The sequence below is a fragment of the Amycolatopsis sp. FBCC-B4732 genome (assembly GCF_023008405.1).
In the GTDB taxonomy this organism is placed as follows: Bacteria; Actinomycetota; Actinomycetes; order Mycobacteriales; family Pseudonocardiaceae; genus Amycolatopsis; species Amycolatopsis pretoriensis_A.
The window spans coordinates 4,027,098-4,049,975 of record NZ_CP095376.1 but is presented as its reverse complement, the minus strand read 5'-3'; the positions used below and the strand labels follow the sequence as shown (position 1 = coordinate 4,049,975).

Sequence of the window (22,878 nt, the reverse complement as noted above, 5' to 3'; positions counted from 1 at the left end):
CGGATTAGTCGCCGAAGTTCGGCTGGACGACTGAATCGCTTGCGATGGGCGCTGGGGCGTGCGATAACCGAGGCATGACCGACGCTTCGAGCCTCGCCAAGGCCGCCCGCGAGAACCTCTGGATGCACTTCACCCGCCACTCGGCCTACGACGAGACCGACGTCCCGGTGATCGTGCGCGGCGAAGGCCCGTACATCTGGGACGCCCGCGGCAAGCGCTACCTCGACGGGCTGGCCGGCCTGTTCGCGGTCCAGGTCGGCCACGGCCGCGAGGAACTCGCCGAAGCGGCCGCGCGGCAGACGAAGCAGCTCGCGTACTTCCCGCTGTGGGGCCACGCGCACCCGACGGCGATCGAGCTGGCATCGCGGCTGGCTTCCGCTGCTCCGGGTGACCTCGACCGCGTGTTCTTCACCGTGAGCGGCGGGGAATCGGTCGAGACGGCGTGGAAACTGGCGAAGCAGTACTTCAAGCTCGTCGGGAAACCGGGCAAGCACAAGGTGATCAGCCGCGCGCTGGCCTACCACGGGACGTCGCAGGGCGCGCTGTCGATCACGGGTATTCCCGGCGCGAAGGCGGACTTCGAGCCGCTGGTGCCGAGCAGCCTGCGCGTGCCGAACACGAACTTCTACCGCGCCCCCGAGCACGCGGACGACTACGAGGCTTACGGGCGCTGGGCGGCGGACCGGATCGAGGAGGCGATCGAATTCGAGGGTGCGGACACCGTCGCGGCGGTGTTCCTCGAGCCGGTGCAGAACACGGGCGGGTGTTTCGTGCCGCCGCCGGGGTACTTCGCGCGGGTGCGGGAGATCTGCGACAAGCACGACGTGCTGCTGGTGTCGGACGAGGTGATCTGCGCGTTCGGGCGCGTCGGCTACGACTTCGCGGCGAAGCGGTACGGGTACCAGCCGGACATCATCACGACGGCGAAGGGGCTGACGTCCGGGTACGCACCGCTGGGGGCGGTGCTGGCTTCCGAGCGGTTGATGGAGCCGTTCACCCGTGGGGAGACCACGTTCATGCACGGGTCCACGTATGGGGGGCACCCGGTTTCGTGCGCGGTCGCGCTGGCGAACCTCGACCTGATGGAGCGGGAGGACCTCTACGGGCACGTGCTTTCGCGGGAGGCGGCTTTCCGGTCCACTTTGGACAAGCTGACCGAGCTGCCGATCGTCGGGGATGTTCGTGGGGCGGGGTTCTTTTACGGTATCGAGCTGGTCAAGGACAAGGCGACCAAGGAGACTTTCAGTGCCGCCGAGTCGGAGCGGGTGTTGAGGGGGTTCCTGTCGGAGGCGTTGTTCGAGGCCGGGTTGTACTGCCGGGCTGATGATCGGGCTGAGCCGGTGGTGCAGCTTTCGCCGCCGTTGGTTTGTGATCAGGCGCAGTTCGACGAGATGGAGCAGATCCTGCGGGACACGCTTACTCGTGCCTGGGAGTTGTTGTAGGCCGGTCGATTGCGTGCTCGGTGGCTGGGTTTTCCGCTGGGGCGATGATGCGGGGCGTCGATGGTGCTCGGCTCGGTGTGCTGGTGCGCTCCCGGCTTAGCGCCGCTGCGGAGGCGAGGTGGCGGGCGCGGAGGGTCGGCGCGGGGCGTGGATCGGCTGCGGTCACGGTGTTTCAGGCGCCATCGCCATCGCCATCGCCGTCGCCGTCGCTGTCATCGGCGGTGGGCGCAGCGGTGGCCATTGGCGCAGCCGTAACCATTGCTGTCGCTGTCGTCGGCGGTGGGCGCAGCGGTGGCCATTGGCGCAGCCGTAACCATTGCTGTCGCTGTCGTCGGCGGTGGGCGCAGCGGTGGCCATTGGCGCAGCCGTAACCATTGCTGTCGCTGTCGTCGGCGGTGGGCGCAGCGGTGGCCATTGGCGCAGCCGTAACCATTGCTGTCGCTGTCGTCGGCGGTGGGCGCAGCGGTGGCCATTGGCGCAGCCGTAACCATTGCTGTCGCTGTCGTCGGCGGTGGGCGCAGCGGTGGCCATTGGCGCAGCCGTAACCATTGCTGTCGCTGTCGTCGGCGGTGGGCGCAGCGGTGGCCATTGCCGCAGCCGCAACCATCGCTGCAGCCGTCGGCGGGCGCCGCGGTAGCCATCGCCTCATCCGCAACCATCGCTGTCGCCGCCATCGGCGGTGGGCGCTGTCGTCGGCTTAGCCGGGCGCTGTCGGCCTTGGAAGTCGTCGCCCTGCTCGTCGTTCGCGCGATGCGGGCAAATCGGGCGGCTTGGCCTCCGGCCCCCGCAATCCACGATACCGGGCAGGACCGACAGTTTCGGTCCTCCGGGCAGCGGCGGTGGCCCGATCGGGCGGGGTACTCGCGCTTTCCGCACGGGCGCCAGCTTTCTGAGTACCGTGGATCGCGGGGGCCGGGGGAGTGGCCGGTGACCGAGCCGCCCGTGGACGTGGGGGCCGGCCGCGCATTCGGGAGGAGAACCGATGACCGCCGCCACCGGTAGTCCGCGACTGCCGTTCGATCGGCCCAATGCCCTGGAGATCGCGCCGCTGTTCGCGGTGTTGCGGCGGGAGGGGCCCGTGGTGGCCGTGACCACGCCGGCGGGGGATCCGGCCTGGCTGGTCACCGGGTTCGAGCAGGTGCGCGGGGTGTTCACCGATCCGCGGTTCGGGCGGTCGCACCCGGTGCCCGAGGAGGCGTCGGCGTTGTCGGATGCCGCCGTTCTCAGCCGGCCGCAGGGTGATCACGAGACCGAGCACGTCGAGCACGCGCGGATGCGGCGGATGCTCGTGCCCGCCTTCTCGGCCAACCGGATCCGGCGGCTCGCCGGGCACGTCCAGGAGCTGGCCGACGGCTGCTTCGACGCGATGGAGCGGGCCGGCGCCGGTGGCGGGCCCGTCGACCTGCACGAGCACCTGTCGTTCCCGCTGCCGGTGCTGGTGATCTGCGAGCTGCTCGGCGTCCCGTACGAAGACCGCGACACGTTCCGCGTGCTGTCGGAGCGGATGGGCCGGATGGACATCGGCACCGGCGCGGACGAAGCGCTCGACGAGTTCGCCGGTTACATGGGGCGGCTCGCGGCGGCCAAGCGGCGCGATCCCGGCCAGGACGTCGTCTCGGACCTGGTGCGCGCGCAGGCCGACGACCCCGCGTTCGGCGACGACGACCTCGCCCGGCTCGCCGCCGGCCTGCTGTTCGCCGGCCACGAGACGACGTCCAACCGGATCGACCTCGGCGCGCTCTACCTGCTCACCGACCTCACCCGCCGCGACGCGCTGGCCGCCGACCCCGAGGGGCGCGTGCACGGCGTCGTCGAAGAGATCCTGCGGCTGTCCGCGCCGGGCGGGCTCGGCATCCTGCGGTACGCGCACGACGACGTCGAGCTCGGCGGCGTCAAGATCGCGCGGGGCGACGCGGTGGTGCTGTCGCTCGCGGCGGCCAACCGGGACGAGACGGCGTTCCCGGACCCCGAGGCGTTCGACCCCGGCCGCAAGCCGAACGCGCACGTCGCGTTCGCCTACGGCGGCTGGTTCTGCATCGGCGCGAGCCTCGCCCGCACCGAACTTCGCGTGGTCTTCGGCTCGCTGTTCCGCCGCTTCCCGGGGCTGCGGCTGGCCGTCGACGTCGATGAACTCCAGGTCCGGACGAACCGTGTCACCGGGGGAGTGGACCGCGTGCCGGTCCTCTGGTAGACAACGGCGGCCGGGACCGGGAGGAAAAGCGTGACCCTGTGGGACAAGCTCGGGATGGACGACAAGCTCGTCAAGGTGCTGAAGGAAATCCCGGCGGGCCCGGACGCGGGGGACTTCGGCCCGGCTTACGTCACCATCCACCAGCTCGCCGTCGAGCTGGACCAGCGGTTTCCCGAGGTGCGCAGGCAACTGGACGTCCCGCTGGGCGGCGGCGCGACCCGGCACGCGGGGCTGGTCGAGCTGCTCGGCAAGGAGCTGGTGGAGAAGATCAAGCGCTACGGCGACGTCTACCCGATCGAAGCCGCCCAGCTGTCGGCGGTCCGTTTCCGTGAGCTGCGGCTGCGCGGCCCGGGCGGCCGTGACCTCGTCGGCGCGTCGAAGACGGACCTGCCGCTGATCCGCCTGCGCCCGAAGGACTGAGCGTGGTCGCGCCACCGGTCCGGGTCCTGGTGGCCGAACGTGACGAGACGGTCCGCGCCCGCCTGGCCGCCATCCTCACGCAGGCGGACGGCATCGAGCTGATCGCGGCGGTCGGCGACGCGACGGCCGCGCGGACGACCCTCCGCCGTCGTCTCCCGGACGTGGTGCTGCTCGACCTGCGCCTGGGCCCCCTCGGCCCGGTGTTCCGCCGCCCGGCGGTGCTGGTGCTGGCGACGTTCGATTCGGATGCGGGCATCCTCCGCGCCCTGCGTGATGGGGCGGCGGGTTTCGTGCTGCGCTCGGCGCGGCGCAACGAGCTGCTGAAGGTGGTCCGCCTGGCCGCGGACGGGCACGTGGTGCTCTCCCCGGACGCCTCCCGCCGGTGGGTTTCGTCGGCCACCCGGCTGTCCGGACCCCGGGACGAGCGCCTCGCCCAGGTGGACCGCCTGTCGTCGCGGGAGCGCGAGGTTCTGATCGGAGTGGGCTCGGCGCTGACGAACGCGGAGATAGCGGAGAAGCTGGGGATACCGGAACCGCTGGTGCGCGATTGCGTGGCGCAGGTGGTGCGCAAGCTGGGATGCGCACACCGCACGGAGGCCGGGCTGGTGGCGTACGAGCGAGGGTTGTGCCGGCCGGGCTGAGCTGGCGCTTGCTACGGGGCGGGCGGGCGGAACCGGGCCGGCTGCTCGCGGCGGCTCCGGGTTGCGTGGCGGGGGCCGCGATGCGGGCGGGGCGGAACCGGGCGGAACCGCGCGGGTCGCTCGAGGTGGGCCCGGGTTGCGTGGCGGAGCCGCGGTGCGGACAGGGTGGGCGGAACCGGGCCGGCTGCTCGCGGCGGTCCTGGGCTGGGCGGCGTGCCTGCGCTTGCTGCGGTGCGGGCGCGGTGGGTGGCGGGTATCCGGCGCGAATGGGGGCGTGCCTTCTGGGCGGAGCGGGGTGCGGCGGCGGACCTGCGCCGCTGCGGGGTGCGCGGATGGAATCGGGCTGGTTGCGCGCGGCGGCTTTGGGTCGCGTGGCGGGGCGGCCGGGGTAGGCGGGGCGGAACCGGGCCGGCTGCTCGCGGCGGTCCTGGGCTGGGTGGCGTGCCTGCGCTTGCTGCGGTGCGGGCGCGGTGGGGATTCGGCGAGAGTGGCGGCCGGGCCTGGGCGCGGCCTGCGGGCGTGCCGGGTCGAGGCGTCAGTGCGCCCAGGGTGAGCTGCCCCGCCGGGGCGGGGCAGCTCACGTCTTCCCCCGGACATTCCCTCAGAAGCCGGCCAGGCCGTTCGGGGTTCCCGCTCCCGTCGGGGCGTCGTAGCCCGGGCCCGCGACGCACAAGTAGTCGCCGCCGCACTTCTTTCCCGCCCCGGTCGGGTCGTTGGTGCCCGTTGTGATGTCCACGAACTGCCCCGCGTGGGCGTACAGGTCCGCCGGCTGTGCCGCGCCGGCGTGGCCCGAACGGCCGTACAAGCCCGCCACGAACGGGGCCGAAGCGCTGGTTCCGTTCACCGGGAGCCAGCCGCCCGCGTCGGTGTTGTACACCGCCAGGCTGTCTGCCGCCGCCGCGAGGTCCGCCACCGTTCGCTTGCCGCAGTGGGAGTCCTTTTGCCACGCGGGTTTCGCGATGTACGCCGAACAACCGCTGCCGCCGTACTCCCACGCCGACTCCGCCCAGCCCCGCGCGGAGTCCGGGTCGCGGGCCAGCGTCGTGCCGCCGACCGCGACCGTCGAGGGCAGGACCGCCGGGTAGCTCGCCGCCGTGAAGCCCGCGTCGCCCGAGGAGGCCACCACCGTCACGCCCGGGTGCTGGTAGTGGCTCGCGTACGCCAGGGGCGCGCCGCCTTCACGGGCGCCGTAGCTGTTCGACACCACCTTCGCGCCCAGGCGGACCGCCGTGTCCTCCGTCTCGGCCAGGTCCGCGAAGCCCGGTGAATTTCCCTCCACCACCAGGATGCGGCACGACGGGCACGCCGCCGAGACCATCGAGACGTCCAAAGTGGACTCCAGGGCCCAGCCGAAGCTCGCGGCGGGCAGTGGGGCCGGTGCGCCCTGCTGGTTCACCTTGCGGAAGCAGCCGTTCGCCGTCGTGCACGGCGGGAGGCCGTACTGCGCCCGGTAAGCAGCCAGGTCCGCCTCCAGGTCCGGGGCGTCGTAGGCGATCGAGATGCCCACGACCGTCTCCGGACCCGCCGTCGACGGCAGGCGGTAGGCCGACGCCAGGTCGTCCGCGCCCCAGCCGGCCGGGCCGTCGGTCAAGGCGCGGGCCGGGGCGTACGTCGTCAGGCAGCGCAGCAGGCCCGGGCCCGGATCCGGGCACGCCGCGCGGGCGGCCGGAGCCGCATTCGCGGGCGGGGCGGACAACGCCACCGACACCACCGCGGCCAGCACGGCGATCGCTCTTCTGTGCACAGTGGACTCCCTCAGGACTGGTAGACGTGGTAAGCGGCGGTGACCGTCTCGGCGATCCTCGCCCCCGCGGCGTCGGACGCCGTGACGCGCAAGGAGACGTCCGCGCCGCGGAACGAGTCCGTGGCCGCGGTGAAGTCTGCGTGGAAGACGCCGTCGCCGCGGGCGGTGACCGTCGCGTCCTGCCAGGTCACCCCGTCGGTCGAGTACTGCACCGTCGCGCCCGCCACCGGCGACGCGGTGCTCCGCTGCAGGTGCCCGACCGTCAGGTCCAGGCTCTGCGGACCCACCAGCGCCGACCCGTCCGGACGCAGCCCGCCGACCGCGTACCCCAGCGTCAGCAGCGGTTCGACGCCGCACGCGCGGTCGGGACCCGATCCGCCGCGGGCGCAGTAGAGCGCCGCCGGGAGCGTCGCGCCCTCGACGTGCCGCGACCGCCACGTCCATTCCGTGTGGGACGCGGTGCTCTGGCGGTACATCGGCCCGGTGCGGCCCGCGTCGATCGTGAGCCCCAGCGTCGACGGCCCGGCCGCCACGGCCTGCTCGACCGACACCTCGGTCGCGCCCACCGGGCTGCCCGCGTCGATCGTCGCGCCGTCCTGGGTCAGCGTGTAAGACCCGGTGACGGTGTCCCGCACCTCGCCGTACAAGCCGAACCCGGTGTGGCCCGGCTGGTTGTCGCTGAACGGCGTGATCGACAGCCGCAGCAGGTCGCCGGCGCGCGTCGCGGCCGGCCGGACCGGTGCGGTTCCGTCGTCGAGCGGCAGCAGGGCGACGCCGCCCGCCGGGTGCAGCGGGAAGCGGTTCCAGTCCTCGGTCACGGAAGTGCCGCCCCGGTAGGCGTGGAACGACTCGTACTGACCCCCGGCCCACCCGGCGAACGGCCCGGGCAGGACGTACTTCGAGAACCCGCCGAACCAGCGCAGGTCCGGCGCCGCCGAGACGTACTCCGTCTGCCTGCGCGGCAGCGGGATCGGGTGCGACACCCGCCCGCCGCTGTCCTCGAAGGAGAACATGCCGCTGCGCTGCCGCAACCCCAGCGAGGAGAACTCGCTGAAGTAGGTCGAGTCGACGGCGGCGACGTCCTGCGCCGTGATCACGTACCGCTGCGGGGGAATCCGGCCCACCGCGGCCTTCTGCAGCACGTATTCGTACGGCGTGCCCGGCCCGGGCGGGGACACCAGCCTGCTGTACGGGTACGTCTGCAGGGCCCCCGTGCGCACCGGGACCGCGGTCGGCGACACCGCGATCGGCACGCCCGGCCCGGCGTCGAAGTCGACGACCAGCGCGGGCCCGGTCTTCGCCGCCCGGCGGAACAGGAACCCGGTGTCGTCGAGCAGCGCGGGCCGCGGGGTCACCCACGTCAGCTTGCTGGACGCGCGGGCCGCGTCGACGCGCACGGTCGTGTCCGCCTTCACCGCGAACTCCGGCTGCGCGCTGAAGCGCACCTCGGTCGGGTTGCCGTCGGCGTCGGCCGTCCAGAACAGGCCGAGCGCGCTGTAGTTCCCGTCCGGCGCGCTGAACTTCGCCGTTCCCCCGGAGAAGTAGTTGAGGTTTTCGTTCGGGTCGAGGAGGTTCCCGTCGTCGGTGTTGTACAGGAACGCGACGCCGGTGTCGGCGGGCTTGCCGCCGATGTCGTTCGCGTCCACCGAAACCGTGCGCATGACCGACCGCGGCTGGGCGGCCGGCCGCGTCCCGGCGAGGGCGAAGCGCTTGCCCGCGGCGAAGAGCCCGGTGCCGCCGAAGTGCCCGCGCGCGTTGTCCTCCTTGAACTGCCGGGCCAGCGCCGCGCCGAACGTCGACGGGTCGGCCGGCAGCGCCGCCCCGGCCCGGAGCGCCTGGAGGTCGAACAGGCTCAGGTCGAGGCCGCGCCCGAGGTAGGGGAGCGCGGTGCCGGGGACCTCGTAGTCCCGGTCGCCGAGGCGCAGGTGCACGAGCGCCCGCGCCATGCCCTTCGCCGCGGCCGGGCGCACGTCGAACAGCGACCGGCCGTCCGGCGCGCTCCGGACCGCGACCCGGTCACCGGTGATCAGGGTGACGACGTCGGACGGCGTCCCCGCGACGGCGGCCGGCGGGGCGAGCCCCACCAGCCCCGCGAGCAGAACCGCGAGCACCGTGAGATTTCTTCGCACTGGCACCTCCCTGTGGTGGATGATCACCACTACCGACGGGCCGGACGCCGGGGGAGTTGAGCCGGGGTCTCGATCTCTTGGAATTACCCCGATCGGATCAACGACGGATGGTCAGGACCGGCTCAGGGGCACCGGCTTTCACAGCGTCCGGCAGGTTACGGCCGGGCGGTCACCACCGGTTCCGCTGCCCGTCAACGCGATCAAGCCGAACGTCGTCGTCGCGTTGGCGTTCAGCTTCGCGTTCCACGCCGCGTTGTCGACCGTCACCGTGGAGCCGTCCACCGTGTAGGTGCCGTTCCACAGGCCCGTGATGCGGTGGCCGTCCGGGAGGGTCCAGCGGACGCTCCAGCCGGAAAGGTCCTCGTCGTGGTCGTTGCGGACCGTCACCAGCACCTGGTAGCCGCCGGGCCAGGAGTTCGTCACCTCGTAGCTGGCCGCGCAGCCCAGGTCGGCGGTCGTCGGGGTGGGCGGGGTCGACGGCGGCGGTGTGGCCGTGACCGGGACGGCGATCGGCGTGCTCTCCGGGACGAGCGCCGTCCCGAGCAGCACCCCGGCGGCCAGCAGGACGGCGCCGGCCGCCCCGGCCAGGACCAGGCGGCGCCGGGGGCGGCGGACGCGCAGCAGGCGCGTGCCCGTGCGGGGCCGGGGGCGCGGCGGCGGCAGCGGGCGGCCCTGCGTGACCGCCTCGAACAGCTGCCGGACCTCGGCCATCGACGGGCGCGCGTCCGGGTCGCGCTGGAGGAGGCGGGTCAGGACCTCGGCGAGCGGGCCGTCGTGCTTCGGCGGCGTGACGTCCTCGCGGGCGACGCGCAGGAGCAGCGCGATCGGGTTGTCGTCGGTGCCGAACGGGGGAACGCCTTCCAGTGCGCGGTAGAGCGTCGAGCCGAGCGAGAAGACGTCGGCCGGGAAGCCCGCTTCGCGGCCGTTGGCGACTTCGGGGGAGAGGTAGGCGGGGGTGCCGGCGATGAAACCGCCGCCGGTCACGGTGCCTTCGCCGGTCGCCCGGGAGATGCCGAAGTCGGCGATCTTGGCGACGCCGTCCTCGCCCATGAGCACGTTGCCGGGCGTGACGTCGCGGTGCACGATCCCCTCGGCGTGCGCCGCGGCGAGCGCGGACGCGGCCTGCAGCCCGATGCGCGCGACCTCCTCGGCGGGCAGGCACTCGCGGTCGGCCAGGATTTCGGCGAGGCTCCGCGAGGGCAGGTACTCCATGACCAGGTACGGCTCGCCGTCCTGCTCGACGACGTCGTGCACGGTGATGGCGTGCGGGTGCCGCAGCCGGGCCGTGAGCCGGGCTTCGCGCAGCGCGCGCTGGGCCGCCTCCTCGCCGGCGGCCCGCCCGATGGCGGCGTCGTAGTCCAGCTGCTTGACCGCGACGACCCGGTCGAGCCGCTCGTCACGCGCACGCCAGACGACGCCCATCGCGCCCTGGCCGACCCGTTCGGCCAGCCGGTAGCGCCCGGCGATCAGCTCTCCTGCGTCGGTCACGACGACCTCCCGGCCTTCCCCGGAACACACGGATCCGGGGGACGATCGGTTCGAGCTTAACGATCCGTGCGCCGGGCTGCCGATGAGCAGGTGGCTCGCCGGGATCGGGACCGGGCGCTCGGAACCGCCGCCGGCGCCGGCGGCGACCTGGCTGCCGCGATCCCGTCGAACCGGCCCCGCGGCCCGCCCACCACCGGAGCGGTGAGCGGGCCGCGGGGTCAGGCGACCCGGTGCAGCTGGTCCCACGCCGGCACGTACGGCGTGAACCTCAGTTTCATCCCCGCCTCCGCCGGCAGCTTGTCGGCCTTCCGCGCGTTGCAGCTGCGGGCCGAGCCACCGCACGCGGCCACCGTGTTCAGCCAGGACGTCCGCGCACCGCCGCGGCTCAGCGGCAGCACGTGGTCGATCGTCGTCGCGCGGGCGCCGCAGTACGCGCAGCGGTGGCCGTCGCGGGTCAGGACGCCGCGGCGGGACCACCTCGGTGGCTGCGTATATCGCCACTTCATGACCACGTACCTCAGCAACCGCACGGTCTTCGGGCGCGGGAACAACCCGTACGCGAGACCGTCTTCGGCCTCGTGGATCTCGGCGACGTGCCGCACCAGCATGCGGATCGCGTGCGGCACCGAAACCGTCTGCAGCGGCTCGTAACCGGCGTTCAGGACGAGAACCTTCACAACGCACCTCTTTCCTCTCGGCGGAAATCGTCGCCGAGGGGAAAGAGGTGCGTCAATCGCGTTTCACCACAGGGGATGCGCGCGGAAGAAGCGCCAGATGACCGGGGTCGCGTCGATGACCGACGGCGTCGCCGAATCGTTGTTCGGCTGCGTGCTCGGCCAGACGTGCCCGGCGCCTTCGACGCGGTAGTGCTCGAGCGCGCCGCGGCGGTCGCAGCCGAGCCACTTCTGCGCCACGACCCCGGGAACCGGCGTCCACGACACCGGCGCCGGCCGGCAACCGTCCCTTGTGGACCACGCGGTCAGCCAGTCCGGGATGGCGGGCAGGCCCTTGGCCGCGTTGCCGGTGTACGGGATGGTCGTGTCGGCGGTGCCGTGGAAGTCCAGCACCGGCACCGGGCGGCTCGGGTCGCAGGCACCGCCCTGCGGGTAGAACGCCCCCGAGACCGGCGCGAACGCCGCGATCCGGCCCGCCAGGCGGCACGCCAGGACCCCGACGAAGCCGCCGCCGTTGGACTTGCCCGCCGCGTAGATGCGGCCCGGGTCGACGCACAGCGTGCGCTGCAGCGAGTTCAGCAGGTCGCTGGTGAAGAGGACGTCGTCGGCGGCGGCCGAGTAGGGCGCGCCGGTCCAGGCCGACTCGCCGTCCGTGCCGATCAGGCCCTGGGGGTAGACCGAGATCGCGTCCAGCGCCGAGAAACCGGACAGCTCCTCCTGGTACTGCGACGTCCGCTTGTGCCCGTGGAACGACAGCACGAGCGGGTACGGCCGGTGCGGGTTGTAGTGAGCGGGCAGGTGGACGGTGTACTCGCGGTCCAGGCCGCCCGAGACGACGTGCCGGGTCGTCGTCACCCCGGCCGGGATGCCGAGGGCGCGGCCGCAGCCGGTGGTGCGGACGGGGTGGTCGGCGACGCCCGCCGCGGCGGCGGGGGCGGCGAAGGCGGTGGTCAGGGCACAGGCCGCGGCGAACGCGGCGGCCCACCGGGGAAGGCGTCCGGGCACTCGATCCTCCTTGATCGGCAGCGGGGCGTGGCCAGCATCACACCGGGTCGCGGGCCCTCCTACATTGCGTTCATAAAGTGCGCGGCGGGGATCGTCGGACCCCCTCGGTAGGATCGACCCACCCTGCGGCCGAGAAACCGGAAAGGACCGGAAGTGACCACCCCGATCGAGACGCTCGAGTTCCAGTCGGAAGCGCGTCAGCTGCTCCAGCTGATGATCCATTCGATCTACTCGAACAAGGACACCTTCCTCCGCGAACTCGTCTCCAACGCCTCCGACGCGCTCGACAAGCTGCGGCTGGAGTCCTACCGCGACAAGGACCTGGAGGCCGACACCACCGACCTCCACATCGCGCTCGAGACGGACCCGGCCGCGCGGACGCTCACGGTGCGCGACAACGGCATCGGCATGAGCCGCGACGACGTGGTCGCCCTCATCGGCACCATCGCCAAGTCGGGCACCGCCGACTTCCTGACCAAGCTGAAGGAGGCCAAGGACGCCGCGGCGTCCCAAGACCTCATCGGCCAGTTCGGCGTCGGCTTCTACTCCAGCTTCATGGTCGCGGACAAGGTCACCCTCGTGACGCGCAAGGCCGGCGAGGCCGAGGGCGTCCGCTGGGAGTCGGCCGGCGAGGGCACCTACACGATCGGCCCGGTCGAGGACGCGCCCCAGGGCACGGCGGTCACGCTGCACCTCAAGCCCGAGGACGCCGAGGACCACCTCTACGACTACGCGTCCCCGGCGAAGATCCGGGAGATCGTGAAGAAGTACTCGGACTTCATCACCTGGCCGATCCGGATGACCGGCGAGGCCGCCGAAGGCGAAGAGCCGAAGGCCGAGACCGTCAACTCGATGAAGGCGCTGTGGGCGCGCTCCTCGAGCGAGGTCACCGAGGACGAGTACCACGAGTTCTACAAGCACGTCAGCCACGACTGGCAGGACCCCCTGGAGACGATCCGGCTGCAGGCCGAGGGCACCTTCGAGTACCAGGCGCTGCTGTTCCTGCCCTCGCACGCGCCGATGGACCTGTTCCTGCGCGAACGCAAGCGCGGCGTCCAGCTGTACGTGAAGCGCGTCTTCATCATGGACGACTGCGAGTCCCTCGTCCCCGAGTACCTGCGGTTCGTCAAGGGCGTCGTCGACGCCCAGGACCTCTCGCTCAACGTCTCGCGGGAGATCCTGCAGCAGGACCGGCAGATCCAGCTGATCCGCCGCCGGCTGGTGAAGAAGGTCCTCTCGACGGTCAAGACGATGATGACCGCCGACGCCGAGAAGTACGCGACGTTCTGGCGCGAGTTCGGCCGGGCGGTCAAGGAAGGCCTGCTCGACGACTTCGAGAACCGCGAAGCCATCCTCGAGATCTCGTCGTTCGCCTCGACGCACGACGCGGAGAAGCCGACGTCGCTGCGCGAGTACGTGGAGCGGATGAAGGACGGCCAGGAGCACATCTACTTCATGACCGGCGAGTCCCGCTCGGCCATCGAGAACTCCCCGCACATGGAGGCGTTCCGGGCCAAGGGCTTCGAGGTGCTGGTGCTGACCGACCCGATCGACGAGATGTGGGTCGACTCCGTGCCGGGCTTCGACGGCAAGCAGTTCCAGTCCATCGCCAAGGGCCAGGTCGACCTGGAGTCGGAGGAGGACAAGAAGGCCACCGAGGTCGCCCGCGAGCAGCAGAGCAAAGACTTCGAGGGCCTGCTGTCGTGGATGGGCACGGCGCTGGGCGAGGACGTTAAGGAGGTCCGGCTCTCCTCGCGGCTGACGACGTCGCCGGCGTGCATCGTCGGGGACACCCACGACCTGACGCCGACGCTGGAGAAGATGTACCGCGCGATGGGCCAGGAGCTGCCGCCGATCAAGCGCATCCTCGAGCTGAACCCGGAGCACGGCCTGGTCACCGGCCTGCGGGAGGCGCACGCGGCGCGCCCGGAGGACGAGGGGCTGGCCGAGACGGCGGAGCTGCTCTACGGGATGGCGCTGCTCGCCGAGGGCGGTGAGCTGGCCGACCCGTCGCGGTTCATCAAGCTGCTGGCCGGCCGCCTGGAGAAGACGCTCTGACACCCCGGCCCGTGCGGGGGTCGTGTGTGTTCAGGGCGGTTGGAACCGCCCTGAACACACACGACCGTCAGGGGGCCGCGTTCATCAGGTCCAGGGCGCTCTGCTGCCGGGCCGCGTCGGCCTGGTCGAACGGCCCCGCCCACAGCAGGCCGTACGCCTCCGCGCTGGTCCGGTCGTTCGCGTACGCCGAGTTCGCCTGGCGCTGCAGGTAACCCGTGTACGGGTGGTCGGACAGGGCCGCGTTCAGCACCGCCAGATCGCGGACGTAGACGCCCTTGAACGTCGGGCCGTCCCCGCCGCCGCCACCCGCGCTCTCGCCGGGGTCGCGGAGGATGCCGCCGGGGTTCAGCGACCCGTTCGTCGTCGACGCGTTCGCCATCGCGCGGGCCTTCGTGAGCAGTGCCGCGTCGCCGGTCGCCCGGTTCAGCTCCCGCAACGCCGCCAGCGGCACGCCCTGGTTGTACGACCAGACCGCCTGCCCGTTGTTCGCGCAGGCCGACGTCAGGCCGTCGTTGACCAGGTTCGAGCCGTTGATCATCCCGCTGCCCGAGAACCATGTCCACCCCGCGCGGGCGCGCGCCAGGTACACCGTGTCGCCCGGGATCCGGTTGTGCAGGGCCGCGTTGAGCTGGATGTACAGCGAGTTCGGGATCGCGTTCTTGTAGGTGCGGCTCGTGCTCCACCAGACCCCGCCCCCGCAGACGCCGTCCCAGTAGGCGTACATGTGGTCCGCGTCGGCGCGGGCGGTGTTCAGGTACTTGCTGTCGCCGGTCAGGTCGTAGGCGTCGACCCACGCGAGGCCCCACCACCCGGTGTCGTCGAGGTAGTCGTTGCGGAACTGGCCGCCCTGCGCCGCGAGGTTCTTCGTGTACGTCGTGTCGATCGCGTACCGGTAGCTGCCCATGCCGCTGATCCGGGCGTTGTCGATGATCGCGGTCAACGCGTTGGCCGAGTTCCACCAGCCGGTCGTGTCGAACAGGCCGGTGCCGAGGTTGTACCGCTCCATCAACGCGGTGGCGGCCGCGGTGCGGCGGTCCCAGGCGTTCCAGGTCGGGCGGGCCCAGCCGGTGCAGGCGATGCTGCCCGAACCGGCGGGCTGCCCGCAGGCACGCAGCAGGCCGACGCCCTTGTTCGCCCAGTCGTCGGCGTTGTACATCAGGGTCCGCCAGCCGGTCGAGCCCGACGGCGTCGCGGTGTCGCCGAGCTTGCTGCCGGCCGCCCACGTGCGCCCGGCGTCGAACGAGCGGTCCAGCCAGACGTGGTCGCCGGCCGCACCGCCGGTGATCGCCGCCCAGCCCATGTCGTCGGCGTCGTCGAGGTGCAGCGAGAGCCGGCGTCCGGCGATGCTCGCCGAAGCGCCTTCGCGGTCACCGGAGGAGAGGGCGGGATCCCGGGCGTCGCAGTACTTGTCGCAGATCGCCGCCAGCGTGGTGGCCGGCGCCGGGGACGGGGTGGGTGCCGGGGTGGCGGCCATGACGAGGGAGAGCAGGGGAACCAGGAAGTTCATCGGTCACCTTCCGCGCTGAAGGGGCGATGCCTTTCCTTTGTAGCCAGGGAAATATCGGTGGTCCAGTCCTTTGCCGGACAGGCTTCCGGACAGGAATTCACGCCCGCCGGGAGCTCAGCAGGAGCAGGCACAGCACGGCGATCCCAGTGACGAGCCCGGCCACGAGCAGCATCGGGTCCAGGGTCGGCGGGGCCTCGACGTCTACCGCCTGGGGGAGTCGTTGCGCGGTGTCCTCGACTACGTCCGCGCGCACGCGCCCGACCACGTCGAGACGGCGCTACGGGCCTTCGGCTGCTTCGAGCCGTACGGTGAAGATCAAGGCGACGACGGGGTTTCCGCCGGACTGGTGCCGGCGGAGTGCCGCGAGGACGTGGTGCGGCTGCTGACCGGCCCGCACGCCGAAGCCGGCGCGGAACGCCACTACCGGGAAATGCTCCACGGCGGCTCGCGGTCCTGGAACACGCGCGACACGCACCTGAGCGACACCCTCGACCGGCTGCTGCACGCCTACGGCCCGCGCTCGAAAGCCGTGGTGTGGGCGCACAACGCGCACGTCGGCGACGCGCGCGCCACCGACATGGCCGCGGCCGGGATGGTCAACCTCGGCTAGCTGGTCCGGGAACGGCACGCGGCCGAGGGTGTGGTCGCCGTCGGCTTCGGCACCTTCCACGGGTCCGTGCTCGCCGCCGACCACTGGGGCGGGTCCGTCCGCCGGATGCGCGTCGAGCCGGCCCGCCCGGACAGCCTCGAAGGCCTCCTGCACGACGCCGTGCCGGGGGAGACCAGCCTGCACGTCTTCGGCGAAGGCACGGCGTGGGCGGACGAACTGCGCGAGCACCGCGCGATCGGCGTCGTCCACCACGGCGGCGGGTACGTGCCGACCGTGCCGTCGGCCCGGTACGACGCGTTCGTGCACTGCGACGAGACGACCGCGAGCACGCCGCTGCACCAGTGGGAGCCGGAGGTGCGGACCCATCCCGGCGGGGAGTGACGCGGAGGGAGCGCCGATGGCCGAGGCAGCGCGGGTGTTCGCCGACCGCGGCGACGGCGGGCGGTGGCTCGCCGTCGAACTGCGCCGCCGGAGCTGGCTGGACCCGCTTGTGCTGGGCCTCGCCCGCGGCGGGGTCCCGGTGGCCGCGGTGGTCGCCCGCCGGCTCGGCGCCGAGCCGGACGTCTCGGTGGCGCGCAAGATCGGCGCGCCGGGGCGGCGTGAACACGGTGTCGGCGCGGTGACCCCGGACAGTCCCGCGCGCTACGACGACGCGATCTTGCGCTCGCTCGAGCTGACTCCCGCCCGGCTGGCGCGGGTGGAACACCGGGAACGGCGGGAAGCGCGGCGCCGGCTCGAGCGTTACCGCGCCGGCCGGGCCCCGGTGCGCGTGGCCGGCCGCGACGTCATCCTCGTCGACGACGGGCTCGCGACCGGTGTCACCGCGACGGCGGCACTGCGCGCGGGGCACCCGCGGACGGTCGTGTTCGCCACGCCGGTGGCCGCTCCCGGCGCGGCCTCGCGGTTGCTGGCCGAAGCCGACGACGTCGTCCGCGTCACCGAACCGCCGGACTTCCGCGCGGTCGGCCAGTGGTACGCGGATTTCCCGCAGCTCGGGGACGACGAAGTGCTGGACCTGCTCGACCGGTGACGCACTGCTCCACCCGGGGCAGGCCGGGTTGACCGAGTGGGTGACGGGGTATCACCCGGCGGGGCACCGACCGGATGGGCAGGCGTGTGGTGATCGAACGGGACGCGCTCGGCGCGGCGGCCCGCGGGCTGCGGCAGTACCTGCTGGCCGTCGCGGGCAAGCTGGACGTACCCGCGTGGTTCTGCGAGGTCACCGTGCCCGCCGGCGGGTACCTGGCCCTCGACCGGCGCCTCGACCGCTTCCCGGACCACGAGACGGCGCTGCTGTGGGACGAGCGCGACGGCTGGTCGGCGGTGGTCGAATCCGCGACGGGCGACGAAGTCATCGCACTCGCGTACCTGGGCGCGGACGTCCTGCCGGCCCCGGACGAGGTCGTGGCGTTCGTGCGGGACCTGTACGGCGAGAGCTACCCCGGCCGCCCCGACCCACCGGGCTCCCGGACCCCGGGCGCCCCGGACGGTTTCGACGAGCGGCTGGCCGCCTACGCCGCGGACCCCGTCGGCCAGGCCTGAGTCAGCGCGACGGGAGCACGCAGAATTCGTTGCCCTCCGCAAGTGCTGAGGCGTGACACCTTTCCGGAGGACGGGTGACCACCCGGGGCCGTGGCGGCGGAGGAGCTGCAGGCGGAAGCAGCGGGGATTTCGCGCCCTGGATCAGCGCGGCGGCAGCACGCAGAACTCATTGCCCTCCGGGTCGGCGAGCACGATCCACGGGTCGTCGGGCGGGTCGTCGAGGACCTTCGCCCCGAGCAGCACCAGCCGTTCCACCTCCGCCCGCTGGTCCCGGCCCTCCGGTGCGAGATCGAGGTGCAGCCGGTTCTTCCCGGTCTTGCCTTCCGGAACCGGCTGGAAGAGCAGCGCGGGACCGTCGCCGAGGTCCAGCTGCCGGTAGGTCAGGCCGTGCGAGTCGGTCCACGTCCGGGTCTCGCCGTGGCCGAGCGCCTCCGCCCAGAACGCGGCGAGCAGGTCGGGCCGGCGGCAGTCGACCGCGACGGCGAGGATGCGGGCGGTCGTCACGCCGCCCCCACGATCCGGTTGACGGCCGCGGCGACCAGCTCCGGTTCGGCGACCGTCACCGTCAGGCCCGGGTGGCGCAGCAGGCCCCACGGCTCGATGCCGGGCACCGGTTCCCGGAAGCGGAGGCACACGCCGCCGCGGGTGGTGGTGCCGAACGTCAGGCCGCGGTCGGCCAGGGACAGCCGGACGCCGAGCGCGCGCAGCGGGCTGAACGGGCCGGTCGCTTCGGCGCCGGCGAGGTTGTCCAGCGGTGTCTCGACCAGCCACGGCCCGAACCGGACGCGCAGGCCGCCGGTGTCCAGGTCCAGGCCGCTGTGCGGGCCGAGCAGGCGGTGCAGCCAGGGGAGCGGGACGGCGAAGTCGGCGTGCAGCCGGTGCCGCACGACGACGGCGGGCTCATCCCCCGGTGCCGCGCTGCCGGACGTCATGCGCCGCCGCCGATGCCCGGCGGGAACTCGCTCTCGCCCGGCGGGTGCCGGTCGCTTTCGCGGTGCATGGAGCCCTCCTTCACGCGGGGTGCTTCCGGTTGGCGGCGCGGGCGGCGAAGATGCCGAGCACGAGCGCGGCGAGCGCGGTCAGGCCGTGCAGCCCGTTGTCCGGCCAGTTGAGGTTGATCGGGTCCTCGGGCGTGCTGAACGAGGTCGCCAGGACGCCGTATGCGGTGATGCCCGCGAAGCCGACGAACAGGACCCAGCAGTAGATGATCGCCCCGGTGCGCCGGGTGGCGGAGAGCAGGCCGAGCACGCCGACCGCGCTGTGGACCAGGTTGAGCAGCGGCGTCAGGCTGAAGATCCAGAAGGCCCGGCTCGTCTCGTGCCCGACGGCCGCCGTCTCCGGCGTCAGGAACCCGGCCACGCCCAGTGCCAGGTAGAGCAGCCCGACCACGGCCACGACCGGACGGAGCCAGGACGCTCCCGTCCGGGAGCGGATTTCGGTGGACGACATGGGCTCTCCTTCCCTCGGCGGGCGGATACCCGGCGAAAGGGACGGGAAACGGGGCAGCGGAACGGGCCGGACGGCAGGCCCGGAAGCCGCCGTCCGGCCCGCGGCCGGAACCCGCGCCGGTCCCTGCAGCCCGGACGCGGGCCCCTGGTCTAGGGGGAACGCCAGTCGTGCTCGCGGTACGCGGTGCCGTGTTGCGCACCCATCAGCAGCAGCCCGCCGTCGACGATCAGCGAGGTCCCGGTGACGTACCCGGCGGCGGGACTGGCCAGGAACGCGACCGCGGCGGCGACTTCGCGGGCGTGCCCGGTGCGACCGAGCGGGATACCGGGCCGCTCCTGCTCGCGCGGGTCGGCGTCGGTCTGCCCGGTCATCGGCGTGGAGATCTCACCGGGCGCCACGGAATTGACGGTGATGCCGTGCTCGGCCAGCTCCAGCGCGAGCACCTGGGTGAGCGCCCCGGCCCCGGCCTTGGCGGCGCAGTAGGGCGCGGCACCGACTCGGGGCACGTGTTCGTGGACGCTGGTGATGGTGATGATCCGGCCCCCGCGGCCGGCGTCGGCCATGTGGCGCGCCGCGCGCTGGGAGAGGAGGAAGACCCCGTCCAGGTCGACGTCCAGGACCTCGCGCCATTTCCGGTAGTCCAGCTCCAGTGCGCGCTGACTGCTCCCGGTGCCGGCGCAGTTGACGAGGACGTCGATCCCGCCGAGGTCGGCTGCCATGGCGTCGATGACGTCGGCGGCTTCGGGGAGCCGGGTGAGGTCGAGGTGCCGGACGTGGGCGGCGACGCCGTGCGACCGGACCTCGGCGGCGGTCTTTTCGGCGCCTTCGGCGGGCAAGGGCGCCGGAGTGGGCACGGGTTTCTCCTTTCGACGCGTTGCCGGGCGGCTACCACGTCGCCGGGGCCCTAAACCCGCGTCGTCATGACCACCGGCCGCGGTGTCCGAGACGAAAAATCATCGTGCCGTCCGGCGCGTGTGTCCGGGGCCGGGCCGGGTAATCGCGCGGTTCCCGGACGTGAGGAGAACCCATGGGCAAGCCGAACCCGATCGAGCTCCAGAAGTACCTGGCCGGCGTCGACTACCCCGCGCAGCGCGACGACCTGGTGCGTGCGGCCGAGCGGAACGGTGCGGACGAGGACACGTTGGGCGTCGTGCGCGGGCTGCCGGACCGCACGTACGAGGGGCCGAGCGGCGTCAGCGAGGAGATCGGCGGCTGACGCACCCCCGGACAGGTGACCGCCGGATGCCGCCGGCGGTCACCGCTTTCCCCGCTACCGCTGAGAAATCGCCGCCGGCTGGATGAGGGTGGTCACCGCGCGGCAGACGTCGGCCGGGTCGATCTCCTCGAGGCACGGGTGGCCCGGGACCGGGCAGACGCGGGCGCGGCTGTCGCGGCACGGCGCGTGCTGGTCGCCGAGCACCACCGCCGGGACGCCGTAGGGGGCCCAGCGGGCCGACGGCACCACCGGTGCGAACAACGACACCACCGGTGTGCCCGCCGCGGCGGCGAGGTGGGCGGGGCCCGTGTCGGGTGCCACCACGGCCCGCGCTCCGGACAGCACCGCGGCCAGCTCCGGCAGCGACGTCCGGCCGCCGAGGTCGACCGCCGCCGTGCCGGCCACGGCGCGCGTCAGGTGGCGTTCCGCGGGCGCGCCCGTCACCAGTACGCGGTGCCCGTCGGCGGCCAAAGCACCTCGAAGGCCCGCCGCTACGTGGGCTGAACGGCTCGGGGTCAGCGGGCCCCGGCGGTGACAGCGGTTCGGGGGACGAGCTTGTGGTAGGCCCGCAGTGTGTCGGCGGCGACGCGGTTCCACGAATAACGGGCCACCGCGCGGTCGTGGCCCGCGGTCCCGTACGCGTGGCACAGCGCCGGGTCGTCGAGCAGCCGGCGGATGCGGGATGCGAGCTCCTTCGGCGAGTGCGGGCGGACCAGCAACCCCGTGACGCCGTCGACCACGGTGTCGGTCAGCCCGCCGACCGCGGTCGCCACCACCGGGATGCCGCACGCCATCGCTTCCAGCGGGACGATCCCGAACGGCTCGTACCACGGCGCGCAGACGACGGCGTCGGCTGAGCGCAGCAGCGCGGGCATGTTCTCCCGGGACACCTGGCCCGCCCAGCGGACGCGCTCGCCGACACCGAGCCGGTCGGCGAGCTCGCGCAGCCGCCGCGCCTCCGGGTCCTGGGACAGCCGGCCGCGCTCGGGGCCGCCGGCGATGACGAGCTCGGTGTCCGGCAGCTGCGCGAGCGCGGTGATCGCCGTGTCGAACCCCTTGCGCGGGACCAGCCGCCCGACGGTGACCAGCCGGTGCTGCTCGCGGCGGCGCGCGATCGGGCCGTCCACGGTGAACCGGTCGAGGTCGACGCCGCAGGGGACGATCGAGATCCGGGCCCGCGGCACGCCGATCCGGGACAGCTCGAACACCTCGTCCGAGCAGGTCGCGACCACGCGCCCGGCCTGGCGGCCGATGATCCGCTCCAGCCGGATCCGGTCCGCGGGGCTGGTGTCCCGGTCGCCCTGGTAGCGCTTCTTGACCACGCCCAGCGCGTGGAACGTCTGCGCGACCGGGGTGCCGGTCGCGCTCGCCGCGAGTGCGGTGGCGACGCCCGACATCCAGAAGTGCGCGTGCGCCAGGTCCGGCCGGTCGGCCGACCACCGGTCACGCAGGAAACTGCCGAATTCGCCCATGTAGGGCAGCAGCCGGTCCTTCGGCTCCTTGCGCGGCGGCCCGGCGGGCACGTGCACGACCCGGAAGCCCTGCGCGGTCCCGACTTCGGGCGGCTCGTCGAGGCTCTCCCGGCGCGTGTAGACGGTGACGTCGTGGCCAGCGCGGGTCAGCGCTGCCGACAGCTCCGCCACGTGCACGTTCTGGCCACCGGCGTCGGCTTCCCCCAGCGCGGCCAGGGGATTGGCGTGTTCGGACACCATCGCGATCTTCATCGGTGCGGCGTTCCCTTCGGGGTTCAGCGGGCCGTCTCGGCGAGGAGGTGGTCCCAAGTGGTGAGGAAGGCGCCGAGCCCGTGGTGCTTCAGCGCGTGCTCGCGAGCGTTCTTGCCGGCCAGTGCGGCGAAGTCGGGTTCGTGCAGCAGCTCGCGGAAACCCCGGGCCAGCACCGAGACGTCGGTGGAGAGCACCCCCGCGTCGGCGGGCACCGCGGCCGGTGCCTCCGTGGCGGCGAAGACGACGACCGGCATCGCCAGGTGCATCGCCTCCAGAAGGGACAGTCCCAGCGACGTCCAGCGGGCGGTGTGCAGGAAGACGCGGCGGCGCGCGATCTCGTCGTGCAGCGCGGGGGGCGGGACGTCGCCCCGCCCGTGCAGGGGCGGGGCGAGCTCCTCGGTGCCCATGCCGAACACGTCGACCGGGCCGGCTTCGGCGAGCGTGCCGAGCAGGTCCGCGCCCGTGACGCGACGGCGGCGCACCGGCTCGTTGATCATCGACACGCCCGCGGCGAGCTCGCCGGTGTAGCGCGCGCCGGGGTCGGGGATGCCGTGCGGCACGACGGTGACCGGCGCGCGGCCGCAGTCCCACATCGCCGCGTTGAAGTGGGTCACGTGCGCGACCGTGATGTCCGAGCGCCCGGCCAGGGAGTGCTCGCTGGACGCGGCGTACGGCCGGGGCGCGTTGTGTTCCACGTAGACGGACGGCACGCCCAGCCGGGCGGCGAAGTCCAGCTCCTCCGGGCGCTGCAGCACGACGACGTCGGGCTCGGCCCCGGCCAGCCGGTCCAGCGGGACCTCGGTCACCGACGGCCAGTCCCGGCCCGCCTTGCCCAGGCCCCACGGCGCACCGCCGGGGGCCACCGGCAGGAGGTACTCGTGGCGGCCGCGGACGAAAGCGTCGGTCCACGAGCCGTGGACGTGCCAGAGCAGTACCCTCAGGCGCCGGGAGCCGGGATCGGTCATGTCCTCCTGGTTTCCCGGACACGACCGGTTAAACGTCAGGCCACCGCGGTACCCGGCCGGACGCCGACGAAGG

General features: G+C 72.9%; 22 protein-coding genes and 1 pseudogene. 9 read left to right on the top strand and 14 right to left on the bottom strand.

The genetic code is table 11. The features are described from left to right. The first annotated feature begins 74 nt into the window (after window positions 1-74). The 4 genes from MUY14_RS17540 (at window position 75) to MUY14_RS17525 (ending at window position 4,694) form a co-directional block, all read left to right on the top strand. Window positions 75-1,442, top strand: coding sequence for an aspartate aminotransferase family protein (locus tag MUY14_RS17540; RefSeq protein ID WP_247024073.1), 1,368 nt, complete (start codon window positions 75-77; stop codon window positions 1,440-1,442). 982 nt (window positions 1,443-2,424) lie between these two features. After that, window positions 2,425-3,633 carry a cytochrome P450 gene (locus MUY14_RS17535; protein WP_247024072.1) on the top strand — a complete coding sequence of 403 codons (1,209 nt, stop codon included), beginning with the start codon at window positions 2,425-2,427 and terminating at the stop codon, window positions 3,631-3,633. Between the two features lie 30 nt (window positions 3,634-3,663). Beyond that, window positions 3,664-4,053 (top strand): hypothetical protein, encoded by a 390-nt coding sequence (locus MUY14_RS17530; RefSeq protein ID WP_247024071.1) that lies wholly within the window; start codon window positions 3,664-3,666, stop codon window positions 4,051-4,053. A 2-nt stretch (window positions 4,054-4,055) separates the two neighbouring features. After that, window positions 4,056-4,694 (top strand): response regulator transcription factor, encoded by a 639-nt coding sequence (locus MUY14_RS17525; protein WP_247024070.1) that lies wholly within the window; start codon window positions 4,056-4,058, stop codon window positions 4,692-4,694. Window positions 4,695-5,295: 601 nt separating this feature from the next. On the opposite strand, the gene MUY14_RS17520 is transcribed toward MUY14_RS17525, so the two are convergent. The 5 genes from MUY14_RS17520 to MUY14_RS17500 form a co-directional block, all read right to left on the bottom strand. Beyond that, the gene (locus MUY14_RS17520; RefSeq protein ID WP_247024069.1) at window positions 5,296-6,438 is read right to left on the bottom strand and encodes a S8 family serine peptidase; all 1,143 of its coding nucleotides are present in this window, start codon (window positions 6,436-6,438) and stop codon (window positions 5,296-5,298) included. Window positions 6,439-6,449: 11 nt separating this feature from the next. Continuing rightward, window positions 6,450-8,567, bottom strand: a complete 2,118-nt coding sequence (locus MUY14_RS17515; RefSeq protein WP_247024068.1) for a hypothetical protein — start codon at window positions 8,565-8,567, stop codon at window positions 6,450-6,452. A 138-nt stretch (window positions 8,568-8,705) separates the two neighbouring features. After that, window positions 8,706-10,055 (bottom strand): protein kinase domain-containing protein, encoded by a 1,350-nt coding sequence (locus MUY14_RS17510; protein ID WP_247024067.1) that lies wholly within the window; start codon window positions 10,053-10,055, stop codon window positions 8,706-8,708. A gap of 218 nt (window positions 10,056-10,273) precedes the next feature. Continuing rightward, on the bottom strand, window positions 10,274-10,732 hold the full coding sequence (locus MUY14_RS17505; protein WP_247024066.1) for an HNH endonuclease: 459 nt from the start codon (window positions 10,730-10,732) through the stop codon (window positions 10,274-10,276). 63 nt (window positions 10,733-10,795) lie between these two features. Then, complete coding sequence (locus MUY14_RS17500; RefSeq protein ID WP_247024065.1) at window positions 10,796-11,734, bottom strand: PHB depolymerase family esterase; 939 nt, start codon at window positions 11,732-11,734, stop codon at window positions 10,796-10,798. A gap of 153 nt (window positions 11,735-11,887) precedes the next feature. Between MUY14_RS17500 and htpG the strand changes: the two genes are divergently transcribed. Beyond that, complete coding sequence (gene htpG / locus MUY14_RS17495) at window positions 11,888-13,792, top strand: molecular chaperone HtpG (RefSeq protein WP_247024064.1); 1,905 nt, start codon at window positions 11,888-11,890, stop codon at window positions 13,790-13,792. A 67-nt stretch (window positions 13,793-13,859) separates the two neighbouring features. On the opposite strand, the gene MUY14_RS17490 is transcribed toward htpG, so the two are convergent. After that, window positions 13,860-15,299: a glycoside hydrolase family 76 protein gene (locus MUY14_RS17490; protein WP_247024063.1), complete on the bottom strand. Its 1,440-nt coding sequence runs from the start codon at window positions 15,297-15,299 to the stop codon at window positions 13,860-13,862. A 97-nt stretch (window positions 15,300-15,396) separates the two neighbouring features. Next, complete coding sequence (locus tag MUY14_RS17485) at window positions 15,397-15,552, bottom strand: hypothetical protein (RefSeq protein WP_247024062.1); 156 nt, start codon at window positions 15,550-15,552, stop codon at window positions 15,397-15,399. On the opposite strand from MUY14_RS17485, the pseudogene MUY14_RS17480 reads away from it, so the two are divergent. The 3 genes and pseudogenes from MUY14_RS17480 (at window position 15,520) to MUY14_RS17470 (ending at window position 17,451) form a co-directional block, all read left to right on the top strand. Continuing rightward, window positions 15,520-16,290, top strand: a pseudogene (locus tag MUY14_RS17480) (erythromycin esterase family protein). The gene MUY14_RS17485 and the pseudogene MUY14_RS17480 sit on opposite strands and share 33 nt — an antisense overlap. A gap of 16 nt (window positions 16,291-16,306) precedes the next feature. After that, the gene (locus tag MUY14_RS17475) at window positions 16,307-16,939 is read left to right on the top strand and encodes a phosphoribosyltransferase (protein WP_247024061.1); all 633 of its coding nucleotides are present in this window, start codon (window positions 16,307-16,309) and stop codon (window positions 16,937-16,939) included. Between the two features lie 89 nt (window positions 16,940-17,028). Continuing rightward, window positions 17,029-17,451 carry a DUF6292 family protein gene (locus tag MUY14_RS17470; protein WP_247024060.1) on the top strand — a complete coding sequence of 141 codons (423 nt, stop codon included), beginning with the start codon at window positions 17,029-17,031 and terminating at the stop codon, window positions 17,449-17,451. 141 nt (window positions 17,452-17,592) lie between these two features. Here MUY14_RS17470 and MUY14_RS17465 read toward each other — a convergent pair whose 3' ends face one another. The 4 genes from MUY14_RS17465 to MUY14_RS17450 all read right to left on the bottom strand — a co-directional run bounded on the left by MUY14_RS17465 (window position 17,593) and on the right by MUY14_RS17450 (window position 19,754). Continuing rightward, a complete protein-coding gene (locus MUY14_RS17465) occupies window positions 17,593-17,955 on the bottom strand; it encodes a VOC family protein (RefSeq protein WP_247024059.1) in 363 nt (120 codons plus the stop codon). Then, window positions 17,952-18,383, bottom strand: a complete 432-nt coding sequence (locus MUY14_RS17460) for a hypothetical protein (RefSeq protein ID WP_247024058.1) — start codon at window positions 18,381-18,383, stop codon at window positions 17,952-17,954. The genes MUY14_RS17465 and MUY14_RS17460 overlap by 4 nt, the downstream gene beginning before the upstream one ends. A gap of 79 nt (window positions 18,384-18,462) precedes the next feature. Continuing rightward, window positions 18,463-18,900: a DUF4383 domain-containing protein gene (locus tag MUY14_RS17455; protein ID WP_247024057.1), complete on the bottom strand. Its 438-nt coding sequence runs from the start codon at window positions 18,898-18,900 to the stop codon at window positions 18,463-18,465. Window positions 18,901-19,049: 149 nt separating this feature from the next. Beyond that, window positions 19,050-19,754, bottom strand: a complete 705-nt coding sequence (locus MUY14_RS17450) for an SDR family oxidoreductase (RefSeq protein WP_247024056.1) — start codon at window positions 19,752-19,754, stop codon at window positions 19,050-19,052. 173 nt (window positions 19,755-19,927) lie between these two features. Here MUY14_RS17450 and MUY14_RS17445 point away from each other — a divergent pair, with 173 nt between their 5' ends. Then, complete coding sequence (locus tag MUY14_RS17445; RefSeq protein WP_247024055.1) at window positions 19,928-20,116, top strand: DUF2795 domain-containing protein; 189 nt, start codon at window positions 19,928-19,930, stop codon at window positions 20,114-20,116. Between the two features lie 54 nt (window positions 20,117-20,170). Here MUY14_RS17445 and MUY14_RS17440 read toward each other — a convergent pair whose 3' ends face one another. The 3 genes from MUY14_RS17440 to MUY14_RS17430 are packed head-to-tail and all read right to left on the bottom strand — an operon-like array spanning window position 20,171 to window position 22,805. Further along, a complete protein-coding gene (locus MUY14_RS17440) occupies window positions 20,171-20,587 on the bottom strand; it encodes a glycosyltransferase family 9 protein (RefSeq protein ID WP_396126815.1) in 417 nt (138 codons plus the stop codon). A 44-nt stretch (window positions 20,588-20,631) separates the two neighbouring features. Continuing rightward, the gene (locus MUY14_RS17435) at window positions 20,632-21,840 is read right to left on the bottom strand and encodes a glycosyltransferase family 1 protein (RefSeq protein WP_247024054.1); all 1,209 of its coding nucleotides are present in this window, start codon (window positions 21,838-21,840) and stop codon (window positions 20,632-20,634) included. Window positions 21,841-21,863: 23 nt separating this feature from the next. Further along, window positions 21,864-22,805 carry a glycosyltransferase gene (locus MUY14_RS17430; protein WP_247024053.1) on the bottom strand — a complete coding sequence of 314 codons (942 nt, stop codon included), beginning with the start codon at window positions 22,803-22,805 and terminating at the stop codon, window positions 21,864-21,866. Window positions 22,806-22,878 lie beyond the last annotated feature (73 nt).

Coding starts and splice junctions, on each gene's coding strand:
- MUY14_RS17475 (WP_247024061.1), top strand. CDS start 16,307: ATGGCCGAGGCAGCGCGGGTGTTCGCCGACCGCGGCGACGGCGGGCGG.
- MUY14_RS17430 (WP_247024053.1), bottom strand. CDS start 22,805: ATGACCGATCCCGGCTCCCGGCGCCTGAGGGTACTGCTCTGGCACGTC.
- MUY14_RS17540 (WP_247024073.1), top strand. CDS start 75: ATGACCGACGCTTCGAGCCTCGCCAAGGCCGCCCGCGAGAACCTCTGG.
- MUY14_RS17445 (WP_247024055.1), top strand. CDS start 19,928: ATGGGCAAGCCGAACCCGATCGAGCTCCAGAAGTACCTGGCCGGCGTC.
- MUY14_RS17535 (WP_247024072.1), top strand. CDS start 2,425: ATGACCGCCGCCACCGGTAGTCCGCGACTGCCGTTCGATCGGCCCAAT.
- MUY14_RS17435 (WP_247024054.1), bottom strand. CDS start 21,840: ATGAAGATCGCGATGGTGTCCGAACACGCCAATCCCCTGGCCGCGCTG.
- MUY14_RS17490 (WP_247024063.1), bottom strand. CDS start 15,299: ATGAACTTCCTGGTTCCCCTGCTCTCCCTCGTCATGGCCGCCACCCCG.
- MUY14_RS17460 (WP_247024058.1), bottom strand. CDS start 18,383: ATGACGTCCGGCAGCGCGGCACCGGGGGATGAGCCCGCCGTCGTCGTG.
- MUY14_RS17455 (WP_247024057.1), bottom strand. CDS start 18,900: ATGTCGTCCACCGAAATCCGCTCCCGGACGGGAGCGTCCTGGCTCCGT.